At 26.6% G+C, this 20003-nt stretch carries 22 protein-coding genes and 1 tRNA gene; 8 read left to right on the forward strand and 15 right to left on the reverse strand.

Annotated features, from left to right (window positions below):
- Positions 1-7 precede the first annotated feature (7 nt).
- The 4 genes from ASUIS_RS06375 to ASUIS_RS06390 all read right to left on the reverse strand — a co-directional run bounded on the left by ASUIS_RS06375 (position 8) and on the right by ASUIS_RS06390 (position 3417).
- Positions 8-868 carry a DnaJ C-terminal domain-containing protein gene (locus tag ASUIS_RS06375; RefSeq protein WP_118886238.1) on the reverse strand — a complete coding sequence of 287 codons (861 nt, stop codon included), beginning with the start codon at positions 866-868 and terminating at the stop codon, positions 8-10.
- A gap of 76 nt (positions 869-944) precedes the next feature.
- Positions 945-2426, reverse strand: a complete 1482-nt coding sequence (locus ASUIS_RS06380) for a sensor histidine kinase (RefSeq protein WP_192894468.1) — start codon at positions 2424-2426, stop codon at positions 945-947.
- A 2-nt stretch (positions 2427-2428) separates the two neighbouring features.
- Positions 2429-3046 (reverse strand): chemotaxis protein CheX, encoded by a 618-nt coding sequence (locus ASUIS_RS06385; RefSeq protein ID WP_118886240.1) that lies wholly within the window; start codon positions 3044-3046, stop codon positions 2429-2431.
- Positions 3046-3417, reverse strand: coding sequence for a response regulator (locus tag ASUIS_RS06390; RefSeq protein WP_118886241.1), 372 nt, complete (start codon positions 3415-3417; stop codon positions 3046-3048). The genes ASUIS_RS06385 and ASUIS_RS06390 overlap by 1 nt, the downstream gene beginning before the upstream one ends.
- Before the next feature lie 114 nt (positions 3418-3531).
- On the opposite strand from ASUIS_RS06390, the gene ASUIS_RS06395 reads away from it, so the two are divergent.
- From ASUIS_RS06395 to ASUIS_RS06415, 5 genes are all read left to right on the forward strand, one after another.
- Positions 3532-3858: a hypothetical protein gene (locus ASUIS_RS06395; RefSeq protein WP_118886242.1), complete on the forward strand. Its 327-nt coding sequence runs from the start codon at positions 3532-3534 to the stop codon at positions 3856-3858.
- On the forward strand, positions 3851-5005 hold the full coding sequence (locus tag ASUIS_RS06400) for an FAD-dependent oxidoreductase (RefSeq protein WP_118886243.1): 1155 nt from the start codon (positions 3851-3853) through the stop codon (positions 5003-5005). The genes ASUIS_RS06395 and ASUIS_RS06400 overlap by 8 nt, the downstream gene beginning before the upstream one ends.
- Before the next feature lie 30 nt (positions 5006-5035).
- Entirely contained in the window at positions 5036-5620 is a 585-nt protein-coding gene (locus tag ASUIS_RS06405; protein WP_192894469.1) for a hypothetical protein, read from the forward strand.
- A gap of 7 nt (positions 5621-5627) precedes the next feature.
- Complete coding sequence (locus tag ASUIS_RS06410; RefSeq protein ID WP_192894470.1) at positions 5628-6596, forward strand: L,D-transpeptidase; 969 nt, start codon at positions 5628-5630, stop codon at positions 6594-6596.
- 142 nt (positions 6597-6738) lie between these two features.
- Entirely contained in the window at positions 6739-7887 is a 1149-nt protein-coding gene (locus ASUIS_RS06415) for an acyltransferase family protein (protein ID WP_118886244.1), read from the forward strand.
- A gap of 215 nt (positions 7888-8102) precedes the next feature.
- On the opposite strand, the gene ASUIS_RS06420 is transcribed toward ASUIS_RS06415, so the two are convergent.
- From ASUIS_RS06420 to ASUIS_RS06430, 3 genes are all read right to left on the reverse strand, one after another.
- Positions 8103-8187, reverse strand: a tRNA-Leu gene (locus ASUIS_RS06420).
- Positions 8188-8225: 38 nt separating this feature from the next.
- On the reverse strand, positions 8226-8504 hold the full coding sequence (locus tag ASUIS_RS06425) for an HU family DNA-binding protein (protein ID WP_118886245.1): 279 nt from the start codon (positions 8502-8504) through the stop codon (positions 8226-8228).
- 121 nt (positions 8505-8625) lie between these two features.
- The gene (locus tag ASUIS_RS06430; RefSeq protein WP_118886246.1) at positions 8626-9204 is read right to left on the reverse strand and encodes a class II aldolase and adducin N-terminal domain-containing protein; all 579 of its coding nucleotides are present in this window, start codon (positions 9202-9204) and stop codon (positions 8626-8628) included.
- A gap of 59 nt (positions 9205-9263) precedes the next feature.
- Here ASUIS_RS06430 and rsmH point away from each other — a divergent pair, with 59 nt between their 5' ends.
- Positions 9264-10166 (forward strand): 16S rRNA (cytosine(1402)-N(4))-methyltransferase RsmH, encoded by a 903-nt coding sequence (gene rsmH / locus ASUIS_RS06435; RefSeq protein WP_118886247.1) that lies wholly within the window; start codon positions 9264-9266, stop codon positions 10164-10166.
- Entirely contained in the window at positions 10159-10416 is a 258-nt protein-coding gene (locus ASUIS_RS06440; RefSeq protein WP_118886248.1) for a hypothetical protein, read from the forward strand. The genes rsmH and ASUIS_RS06440 overlap by 8 nt, the downstream gene beginning before the upstream one ends.
- Before the next feature lie 28 nt (positions 10417-10444).
- Here the strand turns inward: ASUIS_RS06440 and ASUIS_RS06445 are convergent, their stop codons facing one another.
- A complete protein-coding gene (locus tag ASUIS_RS06445) occupies positions 10445-11719 on the reverse strand; it encodes a C40 family peptidase (RefSeq protein ID WP_192894471.1) in 1275 nt (424 codons plus the stop codon).
- A gap of 127 nt (positions 11720-11846) precedes the next feature.
- Between ASUIS_RS06445 and ASUIS_RS06450 the strand changes: the two genes are divergently transcribed.
- Complete coding sequence (locus tag ASUIS_RS06450; protein ID WP_118886249.1) at positions 11847-12242, forward strand: hypothetical protein; 396 nt, start codon at positions 11847-11849, stop codon at positions 12240-12242.
- A gap of 32 nt (positions 12243-12274) precedes the next feature.
- Here the strand turns inward: ASUIS_RS06450 and ASUIS_RS06455 are convergent, their stop codons facing one another.
- The 7 genes from ASUIS_RS06455 to ASUIS_RS06485 all read right to left on the reverse strand — a co-directional run bounded on the left by ASUIS_RS06455 (position 12275) and on the right by ASUIS_RS06485 (position 19914).
- Positions 12275-12550, reverse strand: coding sequence for a c-type cytochrome (locus ASUIS_RS06455; RefSeq protein WP_118886250.1), 276 nt, complete (start codon positions 12548-12550; stop codon positions 12275-12277).
- Positions 12551-12674: 124 nt separating this feature from the next.
- The gene (locus tag ASUIS_RS06460) at positions 12675-14240 is read right to left on the reverse strand and encodes an AMP-binding protein (RefSeq protein ID WP_118886251.1); all 1566 of its coding nucleotides are present in this window, start codon (positions 14238-14240) and stop codon (positions 12675-12677) included.
- Positions 14241-14250: 10 nt separating this feature from the next.
- Positions 14251-15435 (reverse strand): glutamate mutase L, encoded by a 1185-nt coding sequence (locus ASUIS_RS06465; protein ID WP_118886252.1) that lies wholly within the window; start codon positions 15433-15435, stop codon positions 14251-14253.
- A complete protein-coding gene (locus ASUIS_RS06470) occupies positions 15432-16796 on the reverse strand; it encodes a methylaspartate mutase (protein ID WP_118886253.1) in 1365 nt (454 codons plus the stop codon). The genes ASUIS_RS06465 and ASUIS_RS06470 overlap by 4 nt, the downstream gene beginning before the upstream one ends.
- A complete protein-coding gene (gene glmS / locus ASUIS_RS06475; protein WP_118886254.1) occupies positions 16793-17200 on the reverse strand; it encodes a methylaspartate mutase subunit S in 408 nt (135 codons plus the stop codon). The genes ASUIS_RS06470 and glmS overlap by 4 nt, the downstream gene beginning before the upstream one ends.
- A 91-nt stretch (positions 17201-17291) precedes the next feature.
- The gene (locus tag ASUIS_RS06480) at positions 17292-17570 is read right to left on the reverse strand and encodes a heavy-metal-associated domain-containing protein (protein WP_118886255.1); all 279 of its coding nucleotides are present in this window, start codon (positions 17568-17570) and stop codon (positions 17292-17294) included.
- A 151-nt stretch (positions 17571-17721) separates the two neighbouring features.
- Positions 17722-19914, reverse strand: a complete 2193-nt coding sequence (locus ASUIS_RS06485) for an NADP-dependent isocitrate dehydrogenase (RefSeq protein WP_118886256.1) — start codon at positions 19912-19914, stop codon at positions 17722-17724.
- Positions 19915-20003: the final 89 nt, after the last annotated feature.

Consider the following 20003-nt stretch of genomic DNA (forward strand, 5'->3'; position numbering starts at 1 on the left):
GAACCTTTTAATTTGAAGGAAGTTTTTCTTCTAGAATTTTTACAAATTCTTCATCTAAATCTTCGATTTTAGGTAAAACAATATTTGCTTTTAAATACAAATCTCCTCTAACTCCTGCTTTTCTATTTAAAACTCCAAGTTCTTTTACTCTAAATCTTTGATTTTGTTTTGTATTTTGTGGAACTTTTAGTGTAATATCTTTATGTATAGTTTTTATTTCTACTTTACCACCAAATAAAGCTGTTTTTAATGGTAAATCAAAAGATTTGATTAAAGTATCACCATTTCTTTCATAATCAGGATTTGAGGCTACATTTATTTTTAGGATTAAATCACCTTTTTGTCCTTGATATGATTTTCCTTTTCCTTTTGCTCTTATTTTTTGTCCATCTTCAATTCCTTCAGGAATTTTTACATCAAAAGAGTCACTATTTAAATTGATAAATTGTTTTCCACCAAGAACAGCAACATCAAAAGGAATAGTAATTTGTGCATTTGTATCTAAGTCAGGTTCACTAAACCCTCCAAATCCACCTTGTGAAAAGCCAGATCTACCAAATCCACCGCCTCCACCAAACATTTGTCGTAAAATTTCATCTAAATCTACGTTTGAGCCTTGACCACGTGCAAAATCATGAAAATTTTGTCCACCGAACATTGAATCACCATGTTGATCATATTGTTGTTTTTTTTCTGGATTACTTAAAACTTCGTATGCTGCGTTGATTTCTTTGAATTTTTCTTCAGCTTGAGGGTCTTTATTAACATCAGGATGATATTTTCTTGCTAATTTTCTATAAGCTTTTTTTATCTCATCTGCTGATGCTTTTTCATTAATTTCTAGTGTTTCATATAAACTTTTTGCCATTTTCGATCCTATTATTTGAATAATATATTTTAATATTTAAAAACATATTGTATCACAAAGGTTGAGTGAATGTCAATCAAGTATTGTTTTTTAAAGTTATTCTAAAAAGAGCACCTTGATACTCTTGATCTTCAAAAATAAATTTATCATTACAAACAAATATTTTACCTTTCATGCTTGTTTGAATTATTTTATGAGTCATATATAATCCCAATCCAGTCCCTTGATATTTATGTTTTGTTGTAAAATATGGTTCAAAGATTTTATTTATAATTTCTTTATCTATTCCACCTGCATTATCAATTATTTCAATAATTACTTCATCATTTATCTGTTTAGTTGTAATTTTTATAATTCTTAAATCGCTTTCTTTTAGTTTTGAATCAATAGCATCACTTGCGTTGTGTAATATATTTATCAAAGCTTGACTAAACTCATTTGCAAAATTATAAATATAAATATCGTTATCTAAATTTAAGTCCAATCGTATATGATTTTCATTTAAAATAGTTTCTATTAATGAGATATTATTATTGATATTTTGAGTTAAGTTAAATAAATATTTTTCTTTATCTTCTTTTAAAAAGTCTTTAAAAACATCAATTGTATTTGATAAATGCTCAGTGGTTTCTGATATTAACTTCAAAGCATCAATTAACATTTTATCAGTTAATAAACCTATTTCTTTTTTCAATTTTGTACTTGATGATGTAATCGAAATTATATTTAAAGGTTGTCTCCATTGATGGGCAATATTTCCCAACATTTCACCCATAGCAGCAAGTTTTGTTTGTTCTGATAAAAGGTTCTCTTTTCTTTTTATATCTGTAATATCAATGATTGTAAGTATTCTTAAACTTTGAGATTTAATAGTTGCATTTTTTATGTTTACAAGGGCTTTAAATGAACTTTTATCTTCTCTTACTATAGTTGTTTCAATTGGTTTTGTATGATTTTTTTCTAAAATATCTAAATTTAAATCATGAATATCTTTTTTTAAAAGAGATTCTTTTGATGTAAAATTCAATAAATCTAATGCTATTTGATTACAATCTTTGATTTTATTATCTTTAAAAACAATAATTGCTTCCATAGTTGTATCAAATAAAAGTTTTAATTCTTCATTTTTTTCTTCTACTTCTTCTTTTATTTCTTTTAGTTTATAGTTTATTTCAGACAAAATAGTTGTGTCATAAATATACACAATAGCTAACTCATTTTCAATATCATAAGGTGTAATTGTAATGCTTTGTTGCATTTCATTAAAAACTTTATCAGCAACTTTTGATAGTTCGATATTTAACAAAAATTTACTAATTTGAGGTGTGTAAAAAGTAGAAGAATTTAATTTTAAAGCTGTAGTTATTTTTCTAGTCAATTTTTTATCATCGATTTGTGGAAAAAAATCTTTTAAATTTTTATTAATTATATTTTTTGAGTTAATACCTGTTCTGATTTCAAGCCAACGATTCCAGAATTTTACTTCTAAATTTTTATTGATAAGAATTATTCCATTATCAACAGTGTTACAAATTACATCAAATTTATTTGTTTTCACGATTAAAACTCATCTAATATTTTTTTTAGTTTTTCTTTTATATATAAAATAGAATTATCTGTTGTAAAAATAAATAATTCGGCATTTATATCTAAATCTTCAAATTTTAACTGAGTTGATATAATAATAACTTTTTTATATTTAGAAATAAATATATTTTTTAATTGATCTATTGAAGTTAAAGTTTTAATTGTTGGTGCTGAAAAAGATACATTAGTATCTATATCTTCAGCTAATTTACTTATAGTTGATGATGATAAAATATTTGTTATTTCTAAAACAACATCTGCAATTTCTTCATCATTTACTTCATCTTCTTCAAGACCAAATTTGTAAGCTATATTTTTTGCAGATTGTTTGTCAATAACAAACATATTTTCACCACAAAGAGTTCCATTAATTTGTTGTAAAGATACTAAATGTTCAACTTCCAAATTTAATTCATTTGATAAATAAGTTTTTAATTCACTTGCATTTATAATTTGAATTTTTGGAATAGATAGTTTTGCAAAAGCATCAAGAATTTCAGTAATTGCAGCAGTTGCACTTCCGTAAGCAACATTCATAAGTTCTTGTAAACAATCTTTTTCATCTTCACTTAAAGTTATATCAGATTTCATTATTTATCCAATTCTGCGATTTTATTAAGTATTTGTTCCATTTTAGCTAGATCAATAGGCTTTTTTATAAAATTAAATGCTCCTAATTGTGATGCTTTTTCCATAGATAATTTTTGAATATCTGCTGAAATAATTACAACTTTTGCATTTTCATCAAATTCTTTTATATTTTGAAGGGCTTCAAACCCATCCATAATAGGCATTGTCAAGTCCATAAAAACTAATTTTGGTAATAATTGTTTATATAAATCCAAGGCTTCTTGCCCATTTTCAGCTTCGTGTATTTCAACTTCTTCTTTAATAACATCTTTTAAAGTTTTTATAACCATCTTTCTTGCCATTTTAGAATCATCTGTAACTAAAATCTTCATAAATTATCCCCATTATTCAATTAACAATAATTTTATCCAAAATCTTATAAGAATTACTTTTTTTTAATAGGGAATATACTAATATTAGCATTTAATGAAAAGGAAATTATTATTATGTTTTCTAAAGATGAATGGACTCAGCAAGAGTTTCTAAAAAATAAGAAAGAGTTGGAAAAAGAAGGTATCAAAGTTGTTTTAATTGATACAATTTTAAAACCTATTGAAAACATGCAAACTATGATTTATAATCCTCCTTTGATGGAGCAATTCCCCTTGAATTCAGTTTTTGTTTTTTATTGTGATACAGGAAAAACTACTAAAGAAAGACTTGAATATTATAAAAAGAAATTTCCAAAACATAAATGTATTAGTTTAAAAGGTGGACGTGGATATTTTAGACCAAATCTTCAACTTTTTGAAAAATCGGATAAAAATGAATAAACAAGAATTTGATTATGTAATTGTTGGAGCTGGAATTGCTGGTTGTTCATTGGCTCATTTTTTATCAAAATATTCTCAATCAGTTTTATTAATAGATAAAAATGAAGATGTAGCTTTTGGTGCAAGTGGAGCAGCAGGAGCATTTTTGTCTCCACTTTTAGGAAAACCAAATAAGTTTAAAGATTTAATAACTAAATCATTAAACTTTTCAATAAATTATTATAAAGAGTATTTTTCTACAGATTTGATAAACTGTGGAACATGTCGAATTCCAAAAAATAATGAAGATGAAGAAAAATTTCAAAGTTATATTCCCCATATGGATTTTGAATTTGAGAAGTATGAAGAGGGCTATTTATTTAAAATAGGAAGTTTAGTAAAACCTTATGAACTCTGTAAAAAGCTTTCGAATAATACACAAAAACTTTTTGATTATGAAGTAAAAACCATAAAAAAAGAAGAGAATATTTGGAATATAAATAATGAAATAAAAGCTAAAAATCTTTTTTTAGCAACAGGTGCGGATATTTCATTAATAGAGGAAAAGTATTTAGATATTAGAGCAGTTTGGGGACAAAAGATAGATATAAATACTACAACTCGTATAGATATTAATTATCATAAAGAGTGTTCATTATCACTTTCAAATAATGAACAAGTAGTTTCAATAGGAGCTACTCATAATAGATTTGATGATAATAAAATAGATAGTAGTTACAATTTAAAGTTAAAAAATATCAATAAAATCAAACATAATGATTATACAAATAATATTATACAAAATGATATAGCTGAACTTTTGAAAAAAGCTAATGATATAAAAGTCTTAAATGATATAAAAGTCTTAGATGTAAAGATTGGTGCAAGGGCTTCAAGTGTGGACTATTTTCCTATGGTTGGAAAGTTGGTTGATGCAGAAAAAAGTTTTGAAAAGTATCCCCACTTAAAAAATGGATTTCAAATAAAAAATGAAAATTTAGAGATGATTGAGAATCTTTATATTTTAAATGGAGTTGGTGGAAGAGGTTTTGTTTTATCTCCATATTTAGCTTATATTTTAGTGGAAAATATTTTTAATAATAAAGAACTAGAAGAAGAAATAACAAATTTTAGATTATTTAAAAGATGGGCTAAAAAACAAAAATAAGATATAAAAATAATAAAATTTAGGAATAAAATGATAAAAAGTAGTTTTAAAATAGTCATCTTAGCAATTATAGGATTTGCACTTTTGATATATTTAACAGCACCAGAAAATCCAAATAAAAATCAATTAAATCAAAATAATAAAAATGTTTTAAACATAGATTTTATTCCAAGATATTTTGAAATTGTTGGAAGTAATCCACATTCAAAATTTGAAACTATTTTTCAAAAAGGAGTTGAAAAATATTTGATAGTATTAAATCATGATAGTTTGGCTTTATTTAAAGATTTATACAAGTATACAGATAAAAATATAGTTTTAATAGCAAATATTTCAAATACTCCTTGGCTTATAAAACAACTTGCAGTAAATGGGAAATTAGAAGAGATGTATAAAGATTCAAAGATTCCTTTAATAAATGATTCAAATGGTTTATTTATCAATAATTTGGCTTTAAATGACAGCACACAAAATAAGTATTTTATTTATAAACTAAATATTGATGGAACAATTGTAAAAATAAATGAAGGTTTAGTTGAATTAAATATTCTAGAAAAAGGAATTTTGGAAGAAAATTCTAAAAATAGTTTAGAACAAATAGTTAAATCATTTTAATTTATAGATGAAAAGAGTCATTTTTTTTGTATTATTTTTTCAATTAGCACTTAATTGTGCAAATATAAAAACATATACAATTGCTGTTTGTACAACTTTGGATTTTGATGGAGCAATGAATTGCAAACGAAAAATTGTAAAAGATAATAAGTTAGAAGTTTTTATTGTAAAAGATAAAGATAAAAAATTTAAAACTTATTATGGTTCATTCAAAAATATTGATGAAGCTAATAATGCAATTAAAACTATTTCTGATTTTATGAAAATACAAAAATCTTTTATAAAAGAACTTTCTTACGATTTAGAACAAAATAATGATAAAAATCCTCTTTTTTTAGATTTAAATTCAATGGATGAAAAATCAAATATTTCAAATGAAAGTATTTTAGGAATGAAATATTTTGATGAAATAAAAAAATATAAATTTGAAAAAAACAATGAACCAAAACATAAAGCAGTAAATAATAGTATTCTAAAAAGTGATCCAACTCTTAATATAACTTTATATGAACAATTAGTAATTGAAGTTGATTCTTCAAAAAATCTAATGGTTTTAAAAGGGAAACTTAACAATAAAACTAGAAATATTCAGACTTATCTGGTTTCAACAGCTAAAGATGAAATAAAAAAACCAACAGGTGAGGGTAATGTTACTTCAATCACTTTAAAACCTTTTTGGTATCCAACCCAAGATACTATTGATACTTTTAAAAAAAGAGGAATAGATTTACCTAAAATTGTTCCACCTGGACATAGATTTAATTATATGGGTTCTGCAAAAATTAATCTTACACATATTGTAGATGGTAAAAATACTTTTAGAATACATGGCACTTTAGATGAAACAACCATTGGAACAAATGAATCAAGTGGTTGTATTAGAATGAAAAATAACGAAGTAATTCAATTAGCTTCATTGTTGAATAAATTTGCTGATACAAGAGATATTGATAATATTAAAGTATTTTTAAAATAATTGCTCTTTTCTAACAAAAAAATCTTTTTATTTATTTAAATTTCGTTTTTATTTATAAGTAGTTATAATCATAATACACGTTTATTGTAATTTCTGAAAAATCAAAATTTACAAGAAAACTATTTAAAATCTGGGAGCGTATATGCCTATTACTTTAACTGACGACATTTATCAAACTAATCTTATAGTTATTGCTATTTTGATAGCAGTAGTTCTTTTTACTTTTAAAAGAGCAAAACATACAGATTTATTTCCTGTTTCTGTTACTCAAGAGCTAAAAGGGTTAGGAATTTTAACAGTTGTTTTTGCACATTTTGCTTACATGTTAGTAACAAATGCTGATTTTCTTTTTCCTCTTTCAATTATTGCAGGAGTAGGGGTTGATTTATTTCTTTTCATGTCAGGATATGGTTTAACTGTTGGAATGTTGAAAAAACCACTTCCGATTTTAGAATTTTATAAAAGAAGAGTAATAAAAATATTTATTCCATTTTGGGTAGCAATTATTCTTATATTTGCTGCAAATGCAATATTTTTAGATATTCATTATTCTGTTCCTTATATGATTCAATCTTTACTTGGATGGTTTCCTACAGCAGAAGGATTTGCTGATGTTAATTCACCATTTTGGTACATAACTTGGATGATGATGTTTTATGTACTTTTTCCTTTAGTTTTTAGTACAAAAAGACCATGGTTAAGTGCAATAATTTTAGCTGTAATTACCACATTGATTGGAGTTTATAATCCTTTAGATATGGGTGATAATTGGCTTCATAGATTACATACAGTTGCTTTTTCTTTAGGTATTGTATTTGCTTGGCTTTTATTTGAAACAAAAGATAAAGAAAATAAATTGGTTGTATATTTAAAAGAATTTAGAAATAAAGCTAAATTTACCCCTTATATTGTTATTGCTTTAATGCTTGGTGTTGTAGTTTATATGTCTTTACATACAACTGCTAATCATTGGCCTACATTAACAGCAATTTTAGGAAAAGGATATTTTGTTGACCAACTTACTTCTATTGTTATAATGTTCGCATTTATTGTTATCTTTTCTCTTAAGAAATTTGATAATAAATTTTTATCAATATATGGACTTTATTCATTTGAAGTATATTTAATTCACTGGCCATTAATTGGTCGTTATGATATATTCTTTGATATATTTCCTGCATGGGCAGCTGTAATTGCTTGGTTAATTACATTTATTGTAGTTAGTTGGTTATTACAAAAAATCACTACACCACTTGGTGCATGGATAGATAGTCGTTTAGCTAAGCATTAAATAAACTAAATTTAAGTGTGAGAATTATGTTTTCACACTTAAAGAGGTTTTTATATAAATATATCACTCTTCTCTTTACTACTAAATATTTCAATACCACAAAAAATACCGTAATAAATTTGTTCATAACTAACAATAGTAAAAAATATATATAAAGAAAAAAGCGAAGAAAATCTTGATTTTATATGGTCTTGAGAGTAAAATAAATCTATTAGTGGTGCCCGTGGTCGGACTCGAACCGACAAGCCGTTAAGCGGTTGATTTTGAATCAACTGAGTTTACCAATTTCTCCACACGGGCTTGAAGCTATAAAAGGCTAGAAAGCCTTTTATAAAAAATTATTTAGCTGCTACAGCTTCTTTTAAAGCTTTTCCAACTTTAAATTTAGCAACAGTTGTAGCTGCAACATTAACAGTTTTATCAGTTCCTGGAACTTTAGCTGTTCTTGCTGCTCTATCAGCAGTTGCGAATGTTCCAAATCCAATAAAGCTTACAGACTCTTTTTTTACTAATGTTTCTGTAATAGTATCTAATACAGCGTCAACTGCACCTTTTGCATCTTTTTTTGATAAACCAGCTTTTGCAGCAACTGCGTCGATAAATTCTGCTTTGTTCATGGATGAACTCCTTGTATAAAATTAAATTGTGAAAACTTTATAGTATTTAAGCTTTAAAATAGCTAAAATTAGGGCATTTCGTAAATATTTATAGTTAAAAATAACCAAAAAGGGAGTTTTCCTATTCAAAAGAGCTTTTAATACTTAAAAGTCGACAAGAATTTTCTAAAATAGCAATCTTTTTTACAAGCTCATGAACATCTCGATCATAGACATAAGTACCAATTCCTTTTATTATCATTATGTTATTTTGAGACTCTTTTAAGTATTTTGTAATTTCTAAAGCATTTCTTTTATACCAAGTCTCAAAATCACCTGGATTGTAAATTGAAATTTCTCCAAACGTAGTTTTTCCAAAGAAATCTTCAAAAATGATTTTGTCATGTTCAAAAGTATAAGCGGTTGTATAAATAGGCATTCCAAAAGCTATATATTTTGCTTCATGTATATTTGCGTAGATTGTAGCGTGAATATGAGATTCTATACTTGCTATATTCCATCTATAATCTTGTTTATTTATGTTTAGAGTACAAAGTGATTTTTCATCCATTTTGTCAAAAATAGCATCACTTGTATTTATTGTAAAATTGTATTGATCTAATTTTGCAGAAATTGCACCATGATAAATACCAAAAAAGTTTTTACTAAACATTGTTAATGACAAATCTGAAAGTAACTTTACTGTATCTTTATCAATCATTTTAAAAGCCTTAAATATATTTTGGATATTATATACTAATTTAAATAAGGACCGTTTTAATGAATATTCCCCATATCCCTGTTTTATATAAAGAGACATTAGGAGCTTTTGATAATATAGATGATGGATATATAATAGATTGTACAACAGGATTTGCAGGTCATAGTAGTGGATTATTAGCTTCAAATAAGAATATTAAACTAATTTGTAATGATCAAGATGATGAAGCTTTAGAGTTCAGTAAAAATAGGTTAGAACCATATAAACAAAGAGTAATTTTTAATAAAGGTAATTTTGAACATGTTATTGATAGTTTTAAAGATTATGAGATAAGAGGTGTTTTAGCAGATATTGGGGTTTCTTCTTTACAACTTGATAAACTTGAACGTGGTTTTGGTTTTGAAAGTGATACTTTAGATATGAGAATGAATCAAAATCAAAGTTTAGATGCAGCAACGGTTGTAAATACTTATTCTCAAGCAGAATTAGAAAGAGTTTTCAAAGATTGTGGAGAAGTCAGAGAATATAAAAAAGTTGCATCATTAATTGTAAATAATAGACCTTTTGCTAGTGCCAAACAAATTTCAGAACTTTTATCAAAAAAGATGTCAAAGGGTAAAATTCATCCAGCAACTCTTCCTTTTCAAGGAATTAGAATAGAAGTAAATGACGAATTAGGTGTATTAGAAAGACTTTTTGATTCTTTAGAAAAAGCAAAATTAAAAAATTGTATAGTGGCAATTATTTCTTTTCACTCTTTAGAAGATAGGATTGTAAAGAATTATTTTAAAAAATGGACAAAATCTTGTATTTGCCCTGAGGGTATTTTTAGATGCGAATGTGGAAATAATCACGCTTTAGGAAAAATTATAACAAAAAAACCTATAATTCCAACGGCACTTGAAATAAAACAAAATCCAAGAAGCAGAAGTTCAAAATTAAGGATTTTTAAATTTGACTAAGTTAAATGCTAGTAATTCATTATTTATGGTTTTCGTATTGTTGATTATTGCGCTATTTTTGTATTTTCCTAAAATATATTTAAGAAGTAATATTTATTATACAAGTAAAGATATAAATAGATTATATGCCCACTATATTTCATTACAAGAAGAGAATATCTTTTTATCTCAACAGCTTGAGGATATGAAGTTTAAAAATCAAATTATTGATTCTTTGTTATTTAATCCATTGGAACAAAATAAGAGATAAAATTTATTTTATAAGCTTTAAAAAAAGCTTATAAAATAACGATTCCTTGAATTCTATTTAATATATTTGTATCTTCATCAAAATCTTTTATATCTTTTCCTGGCTCTAATGTAGTTATTGTAGCTTTTCCAATAATATGTCTATATTTTTTTCCATCATTATCTTTTAATCTTACACTCCAAATATTGTGAAAAACTAGAGGTTCATTTTCTTTAACTCCAATATAAAGCATTATATGACCCTTTAAATATACTAAAGTTGAAAAAGGAACACCATTTTTTTTCATGAATTCTTTTTTTTCATCGTTCGATAAGTTCGACATATCAAGATATTTTCCATTTGAAAGTTGAGCTTTCGAGTTTCTATGTAAGAATTTTCCAAAAGTTGCAAAATAATCTTGCGTAAAACTAGAACAATCTCTATTATTTAATAATCCACCCCAACCATAAGGTTCATCTATTAATTGTTTGGCTATTTTGATTCTATTTTCAGAATTAAATACAAGGGGCATAGCTTCAACTTCATCATTATTTAGAGTAATATATGAAATAAGAGCATTTTGATTATCATCTTTTTTTGCAATTATAAATTTATTGTTTTTTTTAGGAAAAATTGTAGCTACTTTTATGTATTCTCTAAAAATTGGGTCATAAATTGGAAATTTTTCTTTTACTGAAATAAAATAGTTTGAAGTTTTAAATTCTTGAATAAAATTATCATCTACAAAAGCAATAGTTCCTATTTCAATCCAACCTCCAACAGTACTTGATTCTATGTAAGCCCAAGCTCTATCTTTTGATAAATGAGAAACTATTATTGGAGTATTGATTTTGATTGAAGAGTTTTGATTGTAATCAAATGGAAAACCTTCTCCTGGTTGTGTTGGGTCATAAAACATAGGTGAATTTGTTGGAATAACTCTGATATTTACATTTTTTAAAGTAATTGCTTTTTTTGCCAAAGTATTATAATTATCAAAATTTGAATTTTCTATTTGTTTATCAAACCAAGAAGTAGTAGCTAATTGATGATTTTCCAGATAAACTTTTTTATTTTTATAAGATTGTCCCCACATAGCTTCTATTTTAGGAAAAGATACTTTTGTTGAGTTCCAAGGTTTGAAATATTTATCAAAAAAATCTTTTGTAATTAATAAAGAATTAAAAGAGTCATCATTTGCTGTTTTTGCTAAAATTTCTATATCACTATTTTTTGTTTGAACAATTGGCTCTTTTATAGAACATGCTGTAAATAGTAAAGTTGAAATACAAAGAAATAAAAATTGTTTGTAATTTATAATCATTTTTATCCTATAAAATAAATTTTTTATGATTGTATCATTTTATGGGTAAAGAATTTATTCTTAAAATTTTAGAATGTTTTTTTTAGCAATTAATAGTTATAGTAAATAAATTATTTTGAGGAAAATCATGTATAAGTTCTCTATTAGTAAAGATTTATTTGATGATATTTTATTGAAAAAAATTAAAATTTTAGAAAAAGAAAATACAAATTATTGGAAAAAAGAGTTACTTGAACCTATAATTATTGATAATAAATTAACATATAAAATCAAACAATTTGAAAGAATAATTTTGACAAATGGCTTAGGAGAAGATAAACCTCAAATGACTCTTGAATGTTTAAAGGTTGATTATTCTATTAAAAATGCTTGCTTTGAATTTTATTTAGGAAAGATATTAGAACAAAAAAATACAACTATCAATGAAAATCAAAAAGATATTTTAATTGAACAATTATTAAAAGAGAAAGAAGAATTGGAAAATATATTAGTTGAAATTAGAAATAGCAAGATTTTTCAATAACTAGATTTTATTCTAGTTATCGAAGTTTTAAATTATTTTATGATTAAGTCCGCAATTTCATTCATAGTAGCTTCGTTCATATCTTTAACTTGACCTACCATTAATCCTTTTTGAGCTCCACCATAAGTTCCATTTTGATAACCTTTAAGTGCAGCAACAAAGTCAGCTTTAGACATATCTTTGATAACTTTTGATTTTCCTAATGCAGCTTTTTCACCATTTGCACCATGACAAACAACACATTTATCATAAGACCCAGCAAAAGCAACACATGCAGTTAATAACGAAGCAATAACAATTTTTTTCATAGACAATCCTTTTTATTTTGTTATTTTAATTATAATGAAAAATTAATTAGAATCTATTGACTTCAATCAATATATCTAATATTTTAAAGAAAATAACCTTTTGGTTACTCTCTTTTGATTTATTTTACTTAGAAGTAAGCTCTTTTTTTAACTCTTCTTTATTTATTTTATTTTTATCAGAAGGAATTAAAGGCAAAGATTTTTTATAAATAATTTTTGAAGGGATCATATATGAAGCTAAATGATTTTTTAATTCAAATAAAATTTCACTAGCGCTTAACTCTGATTTTGCACTATAAACTAAAACTATCTCTTCTTCAATTTCTTCATTTTGAATTGAAAAAACAGCACATTTTTCAATATCTTTTATTTCTCTTTCCACAACTGATTCGATTTCATAAGGATTTACCCTAAATCCTCTTGTTTTAATCATATCATCGTGTCTTGAAACAAAATAAAAATATCCTTCTTCATCTTTATAAACATAATCACCTGTTTTTACAACAATTTCATCGCTTAATTGACCTTCAAGGTTAATCACATTTTCTAAGATTTTGATTGATTTAAACCTTTGTTCAGTTACTTGAGGAGCATTCCAAAAACCTTTATAAATATATCCACCTCTATGGATTAATTCTCCTACAACTCGAGGAGGACATTCACTTCCATTTTCATCAATTACATAAAGTTCAACATCAGGAATTGCTTTTCCAATAGATTCAGGTCTTATTTTAAGCTGAGCTGGGTCAAGATAAGTTGATCTAAACGCTTCTGTTAATCCATGCATTGAGAAAAATTTTGCATTAGTAAAATATTTTTCAATATCAGCTATCATTTTTGCAGTTACATTTCCACCAGAAGAAGTGATAATTCTCACATTTTTTAACAACTCTGCACTTGGAAGTCTATCTTCATCAAACATTTCTGTTATGTTTATTGGCATTATTGGCAGAACCGTAATTTTGTCGTTTATAATATGATTAAAAAAATCATTTGGTAATACAAATCTGTGAAGTGCTATTGTTGCTCTTTTATAAAGTGAACAAAAGATTTGATTTAATCCATAATCAAGATTAAATACTAAAAGTCCTGAAATAACATCATCTTGTTCTAATTTTAAGTATTGAGAAACAACACGTGCTGAATCTATTAAATTTCTATGAGAAATTACAATACCATTTGGTTTTCCACTTAAACCAAAAGAATAAGTAATAACAGCATTATCATGTCCATTTACATCACAAAAATATGGTTTGTTATAGTATTTATAAATTTCCTCAAAAGATGGTAAATCTTTATGGCTCGTTTCATAAGAGATAATATGACCGTTGAATTTAATTTCTTCGATTGATTCAAGTTTAATTTTATCAGTAATGATACATTTTATATCACAATCACTTATTATATATTCAACCTGTTCTGGTTTTAATAGTTTTGTTAGTGGAACTAAAACATAATTTGTTGAAAGAATTGCCAAAATTGCTATAACTTGGTCTATTCCTTTATTTGAATAAACACCAATTCTGCTACCTTTTGGTAAATCAAGTTCACTTAAATAATAAGCGATTTGATTTACTTTAGCAAAAAGTTCACTGTAAGTTAGTTTTTCATTTCCAAAAACTAATGCTAATTTTTGTGGGTTTGAGATATTTGCATCTTCTATTAATGTTCTAATACAATTTATTGACATTGTTTTCCCCTTATTGTTGTGTAATACCTAGTGTCCAAATATCGTAATTTGAATCCATGATAATTGATGGATGAATATCTGAATTTAAAATTTTTTTATAAAAAAATGAAATAATATCAACAGACTCATCAAAACTAAGCACTTTTGTAATTCCACCTGTTAATACAATAGATTTTAGTAGATTTAACTTTAATTTTATATATAAAGGATGAGCTTCACTAACTTTGTATAAAACTAAAAAAATTGCTAATTGCATTAAAATTCTTAATGATTTTGGTGAATCTTCATTAAAAATATTTTCTGTAACTTTTAAGTGAGCTAATAATTCATAAACAAATTCATTGTTTTTAGCTGCAAATATTAAAGACTCTTTTGATTTAAAAACACCAAGTTTTTTGAAAACTAATCTATCATATTCATTTTCAGTTACCATATTATCATCAGATAAATCTTTAGAGTAGTGAATATCAGTTGTCGCTCCACCAATATCTATTAAAATAAATGGATTTACAACTGCAAATTTACTATCTATAAAAGGTAAAGTTTTATTTACGATATATGGAGTTGAGAATATTTGATTTGAAGTTAAATCATATAGATGTTTAATATCTTCTTTTCCTTCAATATCAGCTTGATAAAGGTTTGTCAAATAGTTTTTTAAAGGCTCTTCAACAACATGAAGTTTGTTGTTTATGATATTTTCAACAACTACTAAATTTTGAATATTATCTTTTAAAAATTCAGCATCTTGACAAGATCCAGCAAATACGATATTTGAAAATCTTAAATTTCCTAAATAGTTAAATAATTTTTCATCAAATACATTATTTACACTATTAATTCCACCAACAACAATTACCACATCAATTAAATCACTTGGAATTGATGTAGTTTCAATATCTTGATATAAAACTGTATTAATAATATTTATTCCAGAATTATATGCAATATTTGTAGCAAATTTTAGTGAAAAAGAGTTAGTAATTCCAATAATTAAAGTTGTTAATCCACCATTTGCAGATGAACAAATAAATACTTCATCTTTTTTAAATTTTGAGATAGTATCAGAACATTTTGATAATAAATCATCATAAATATCTTTATTAAAATCCCTAAAATGTTGCTCAACTTGGTTGTTAGCACAAACTTTAAAATATGTACTTCCAACATCTATTAATAATTTATTTTGGCTCATTGCATAATTCCTATATCATGGATAATATCATTTACTATTGATGAAGCATCTTTGTTTAAGTCACATTGAGCTTTTTCATATTCAAAACATCTATCACTAATTGGAAGATTTCCTTTTTTGATGATTCTAATGTTTTTATTTTTATCTCTTACAGTTACAACTTCATTATGGTTAATAATATGTGGAGAGTATGGAACATCGATAATTCCTGATTTAATAGAGTTAAATACTTTTCTCCATAAAGTGTCAGCTTTGTCATTAAATACAGCTTCCATAATTGACATTACTTCACTAGTTACTATCTCTTCTTCTTGTTCATCTGAAATATTTGGAATACCTTGTAACATTCTTAATGTATATTGTGTATTTGCAACAGTTTTTGCATTTGATTCACGTGTAGGAATACCAAAAGCTTCATCTCTTGTTTTTGTGATGATTTTATCTGCTCGCACCATTGAAGCAATTACAGTTGAAGTGTTGATTAGTGATTCTGAAAAATCTTTATTTGATGGAAATGCTCCCATCCATTGATGATATACAAGATTTATCATTGCATCACCACAACCAATTTGTTCTGCATAGTGTTTTGCCATTTTTCTTAAAACATTTGCAGTTACAATATCTTGAATCATAGAACCTGTTTGTGAAAATGAAACAGAGAATGATTTAACTCCCTCTTCAAGTGATAAAAGCATTTCACAAATTTGAATAACAATAGTAATACAAGGTGGCACTAATGTTGCTGTTAATGGACCAAAAGATTCTCTATTTATTGGTTCATTTAATTTTGAGTAGTTTGCACAAATTCTTTCTACATATTTCCAATACATAAACGCTTTATCTAATGGAAAGTTTTTAGAGTAGGGTAAAAGGTAAGTAATTGGACCACCTTCAATTTCAAAAATTCCAGAAGCCAATGCTGTCTCAATTAAAAGCCTAGCATCTGGAGTTCCATGTCTCAATGAAATTGGTTTATCAAAGTGAGTCATCATTTTTCTAGATGTTCTATATCCATGATTTACAAGTGGGTAACCATTTAACATATCAACTTCATTTTCTTCTGAAAGTTTTAGCATTTTTGCACTTGTTGCGTAGTCATTTAATCTTGTATTTGAATCAATTGTACAAGGCAATACATCTACATTTGCATCAACAAAAAACTCATAAAGTGAAAACATTTTTTTATAAGTAGGAAATCCACCACGTGGCTGAACTAACATCTTTTTTTTGTTTTTAAAATGGTGTGAAATAAATAGGTTTTTAGAAGCGCCTTTTATAAACTCTTCAATCTCTGCAAAATCAAAATTATCTGCGTATTTATTTTGAACAATGATATTTCTTTCTTCTTGAAGTAAACTCATTTTTTCTCCTTCAAGTATTTTTCTAATTCATCAAGTCCTGTATTTAAATCAACTTGGTGGAAAACTAAATCAAATCCGTAGTTTTTGAACTTTGGTACAATAACGCTAGCATCACCTTCACCAACAGCTAAGTTTCCACCTAACATAAATACAACATCTTTTAAATTTTTGTATTTTGATTTTAATATTGGTAAATCTCTACACCATCCTTCAGCTTCACCATTTAGTGAAGAAATAAGTAAAACGTCAGCATTTGTTTCAATAACTGCATCAATAAACTCTTCTAGGTATGTATTAACACCTAAATTAAATACTTCAAATCCTCTTGCTTGTAGTGATATATCAATAAGTCTATTTGCAACCACATGTATATCGTTACCAACTACGCCTGTAACTACTTTCATATTTTCAACCTAAATTTTTATTAGTTTTTTGTCCGTAAAGGGCGCAATTCTATCTAAAATTTAGTAAAAAATAAATTAGTAATATTATTTATTAGCTATTCATTTTTCCAATAGCACAAGAAACAAAACTTTTTGCTGTTGTTGTTGCTTTTTGTAAACCACTTAATTCATCAGTTGAAAGGGGATAACCTAAACTTCTTAGTTTTAGTTTTAATGCTTCTTTTTGCTCATCTTTTACGTCAAGTGTAATTTGTCTAGGCATTACATCAAGATTTACTTCAACTTCTCCAAACTCTTCTTTTAGTGATTTTGTAAGTGTACTTGCACAACCACCACATTTTACATTTAGAACTTCAAATATTTGTTTCATGATTTTTCCTTTTTTATAATTTAATATATTTTTATTAGAGATTATAACAGTTTAGCTCTTAGCTTTTATTTTTAATTGGGGAAAGTTTTATATTTGAGAGGAAAGTTAAGAAAAAGAGAAGAAAAAATCTTCCCTTTTTAAGTAGATAAAATTATCCGATAATTGCATTTAATGTAGCAGATGGTCTCATAGCAGCAGATGTTTTAACATCGTCTGGTAAGTAGTATCCACCCATATCAACAGCTTTACCTTGAGCATCAGCTAATTCTTTTACGATTTTTGCTTCGTTTTCAGTCATAGCTTTAGCAATTGGAGTAAATTCAGCTTTTAATTCAGCATCTACATCTTGAGCAGCTAATTCTTGCGCCCAGTACATAGCTAAGAAGAAGTGTGAACCTCTATTATCAATATCACCAATTTTTCTAGCTGGAGATTTATCATTGATTAAGAATGTTCCAGTTGCTCTATCTAAAGTATCAGCTAAAACTTTTGCTTTTTTGTTACCTTGAGTATTTGCTAAATGGTCAAATGAAGCAGCTAATGCCATAAATTCACCTAATGAATCCCATCTTAAATAAGCTTCTTCAGCAAATTGTTGAACGTGTTTAGGAGCAGATCCACCAGCACCAGTTTCAAATAATCCTCCACCTTGCATTAATGGAACGATTGATAACATTTTTGCAGATGTTCCTAATTCTAAAATTGGGAATAAGTCAGTGTTATAATCTCTTAAAATATTTCCAGTTACAGAAATAGTGTCAAGTCCTGCTCTCATTCTTTCTAAAGATTTTAAAGTTGCATCAACAGGAGACATAATTGTAATATCTAAACCAGTTGTATCGTGATTTGGTAAATATTTATTTACTTTTGCAATCATTTGAGCATCGTGAGCTCTATTTTTATCTAACCAGAAAATTGCAGGAGTATTAGATAATCTTGATCTTGAAACTGCTAATTTAATCCAGTCTTGAATTGGAGCATCTTTTGTTTGACACATTCTGAAAATATCACCAGCTTCAACATCAAAAGTAAATACTGCATTTCCATCTTTATCAATAACTTTGATTTGTCCATTTTCTTTTGCTTGGAAAGTTTTGTCATGTGAACCGTACTCTTCAGCTTTTTGAGCCATTAATCCAACATTTGGAACAGTTCCAATAGTTGTAACATCTAATGCTCCATTTTTTTTACAATCATCAATAACAGCTTTGAAACTTCCAGCATATGCTCTATCTGGAATCATTGCAATTGTATCTTCTTCTTTATCTTCAGCATTCCACATTTTCCCACCACCTTTAATCATAGCAGGCATAGAAGCATCAATAATAACATCAGATGGTACATGTAAGTTAGTAATTCCTTTTGCAGAGTTTACCATTGCAAGTCTTGGTTGTTTTGCATAAACTGCAGCAATATCAGCTTCGATTTCAGCTTTTTTAGCTGCATCTAAAGTTTCTAATTTTGCGTATAAATCACCTAAACCATTGTTGAAATTAACACCCATTTCAACAAATAATGCAGCGTGTTTAGCAATTAAATCTTTGAAATATACTTTTACTGCAAATCCAAACATAATTGGATCAGAGTTTTTCATCATTGTAGCTTTTAAGTGTAGAGATAATAATACATCTTCTTTTTTAGCTCTTTCAATTGCTTTTGCATAGAATTCTTGTAATGCTTTTGCACTTAATGTAGTTGCATCAATAATCTCACCAGCAAGAACTTTTGTAGATGCTTTTAATACAGTTTCTGTACCTTTTGCATCAAAGAAAGATATTTTTAAATCATTTGCTTCATCAAAAGTTTTAGATACTTCAGAACCATAAAAATCTCCTGAATCCATGCAAGCAACATCAGTTTTAGAATCTTTTGACCATTTTCCCATTCTATGAGGGTTAGCTTTTGCATAGTTTTTAACAGCACTTGGAGCACGTCTGTCAGAGTTTCCTTCTCTTAATACTGGATTTACAGCTGAACCAGTGATTTTAGAATATCTAGCTGTGATTTCTTCACTAGCATCAAAATTTGGTATATTGTAACCTTTTGCTTGTAATTCTGCAATTGCAGCTTTTAATTGAGGAACAGATGCCGAAACATTTGGTAATTTAATTATATTAGCTGCTGGATCTTGAGTTAATGCTCCAAGTTCAGCTAAATCATCACTGATTTTTTGGTCTTCTTTTAAGTTTTCAGGGAAGTTAGCTAAAATTCTTCCAGCTAGTGAAATATCTTTTGTAACCATTTCAATACCAGAACTTTTTGTGAAAGCTTTAATGATTGGTAAGAAAGAGTATGTTGCTAAAGCTGGCGCTTCATCAACTTTTGTGTAAATGATTTTTGACATATTGTTTCCTAAATTTGAATTTTAATGTTAGCAGTATGATAGCTAGATTTGAATTTTAGGAAATTGAAAGTTCCATATATTTGGAATGT

It is taken from the genome of Arcobacter suis CECT 7833 (assembly GCF_003544815.1).
In the GTDB taxonomy this organism is placed as follows: Bacteria; Campylobacterota; Campylobacteria; order Campylobacterales; family Arcobacteraceae; genus Aliarcobacter; species Aliarcobacter suis.

Coding starts and splice junctions, on each gene's coding strand:
- ASUIS_RS06375 (WP_118886238.1), bottom strand. CDS start 868: ATGGCAAAAAGTTTATATGAAACACTAGAAATTAATGAAAAAGCATCA.
- ASUIS_RS06385 (WP_118886240.1), bottom strand. CDS start 3,046: ATGAAATCTGATATAACTTTAAGTGAAGATGAAAAAGATTGTTTACAA.
- ASUIS_RS06390 (WP_118886241.1), bottom strand. CDS start 3,417: ATGAAGATTTTAGTTACAGATGATTCTAAAATGGCAAGAAAGATGGTT.
- ASUIS_RS06395 (WP_118886242.1), top strand. CDS start 3,532: ATGTTTTCTAAAGATGAATGGACTCAGCAAGAGTTTCTAAAAAATAAG.
- ASUIS_RS06400 (WP_118886243.1), top strand. CDS start 3,851: ATGAATAAACAAGAATTTGATTATGTAATTGTTGGAGCTGGAATTGCT.
- ASUIS_RS06405 (WP_192894469.1), top strand. CDS start 5,036: ATGATAAAAAGTAGTTTTAAAATAGTCATCTTAGCAATTATAGGATTT.
- ASUIS_RS06410 (WP_192894470.1), top strand. CDS start 5,628: ATGAAAAGAGTCATTTTTTTTGTATTATTTTTTCAATTAGCACTTAAT.
- ASUIS_RS06415 (WP_118886244.1), top strand. CDS start 6,739: ATGCCTATTACTTTAACTGACGACATTTATCAAACTAATCTTATAGTT.
- ASUIS_RS06425 (WP_118886245.1), bottom strand. CDS start 8,504: ATGAACAAAGCAGAATTTATCGACGCAGTTGCTGCAAAAGCTGGTTTA.
- ASUIS_RS06430 (WP_118886246.1), bottom strand. CDS start 9,204: ATGATTGATAAAGATACAGTAAAGTTACTTTCAGATTTGTCATTAACA.
- rsmH (WP_118886247.1), top strand. CDS start 9,264: ATGAATATTCCCCATATCCCTGTTTTATATAAAGAGACATTAGGAGCT.
- ASUIS_RS06445 (WP_192894471.1), bottom strand. CDS start 11,719: ATGATTATAAATTACAAACAATTTTTATTTCTTTGTATTTCAACTTTA.
- ASUIS_RS06450 (WP_118886249.1), top strand. CDS start 11,847: ATGTATAAGTTCTCTATTAGTAAAGATTTATTTGATGATATTTTATTG.
- ASUIS_RS06455 (WP_118886250.1), bottom strand. CDS start 12,550: ATGAAAAAAATTGTTATTGCTTCGTTATTAACTGCATGTGTTGCTTTT.
- ASUIS_RS06460 (WP_118886251.1), bottom strand. CDS start 14,240: ATGTCAATAAATTGTATTAGAACATTAATAGAAGATGCAAATATCTCA.
- ASUIS_RS06465 (WP_118886252.1), bottom strand. CDS start 15,435: ATGAGCCAAAATAAATTATTAATAGATGTTGGAAGTACATATTTTAAA.
- ASUIS_RS06470 (WP_118886253.1), bottom strand. CDS start 16,796: ATGAGTTTACTTCAAGAAGAAAGAAATATCATTGTTCAAAATAAATAC.
- glmS (WP_118886254.1), bottom strand. CDS start 17,200: ATGAAAGTAGTTACAGGCGTAGTTGGTAACGATATACATGTGGTTGCA.
- ASUIS_RS06480 (WP_118886255.1), bottom strand. CDS start 17,570: ATGAAACAAATATTTGAAGTTCTAAATGTAAAATGTGGTGGTTGTGCA.
- ASUIS_RS06485 (WP_118886256.1), bottom strand. CDS start 19,914: ATGTCAAAAATCATTTACACAAAAGTTGATGAAGCGCCAGCTTTAGCA.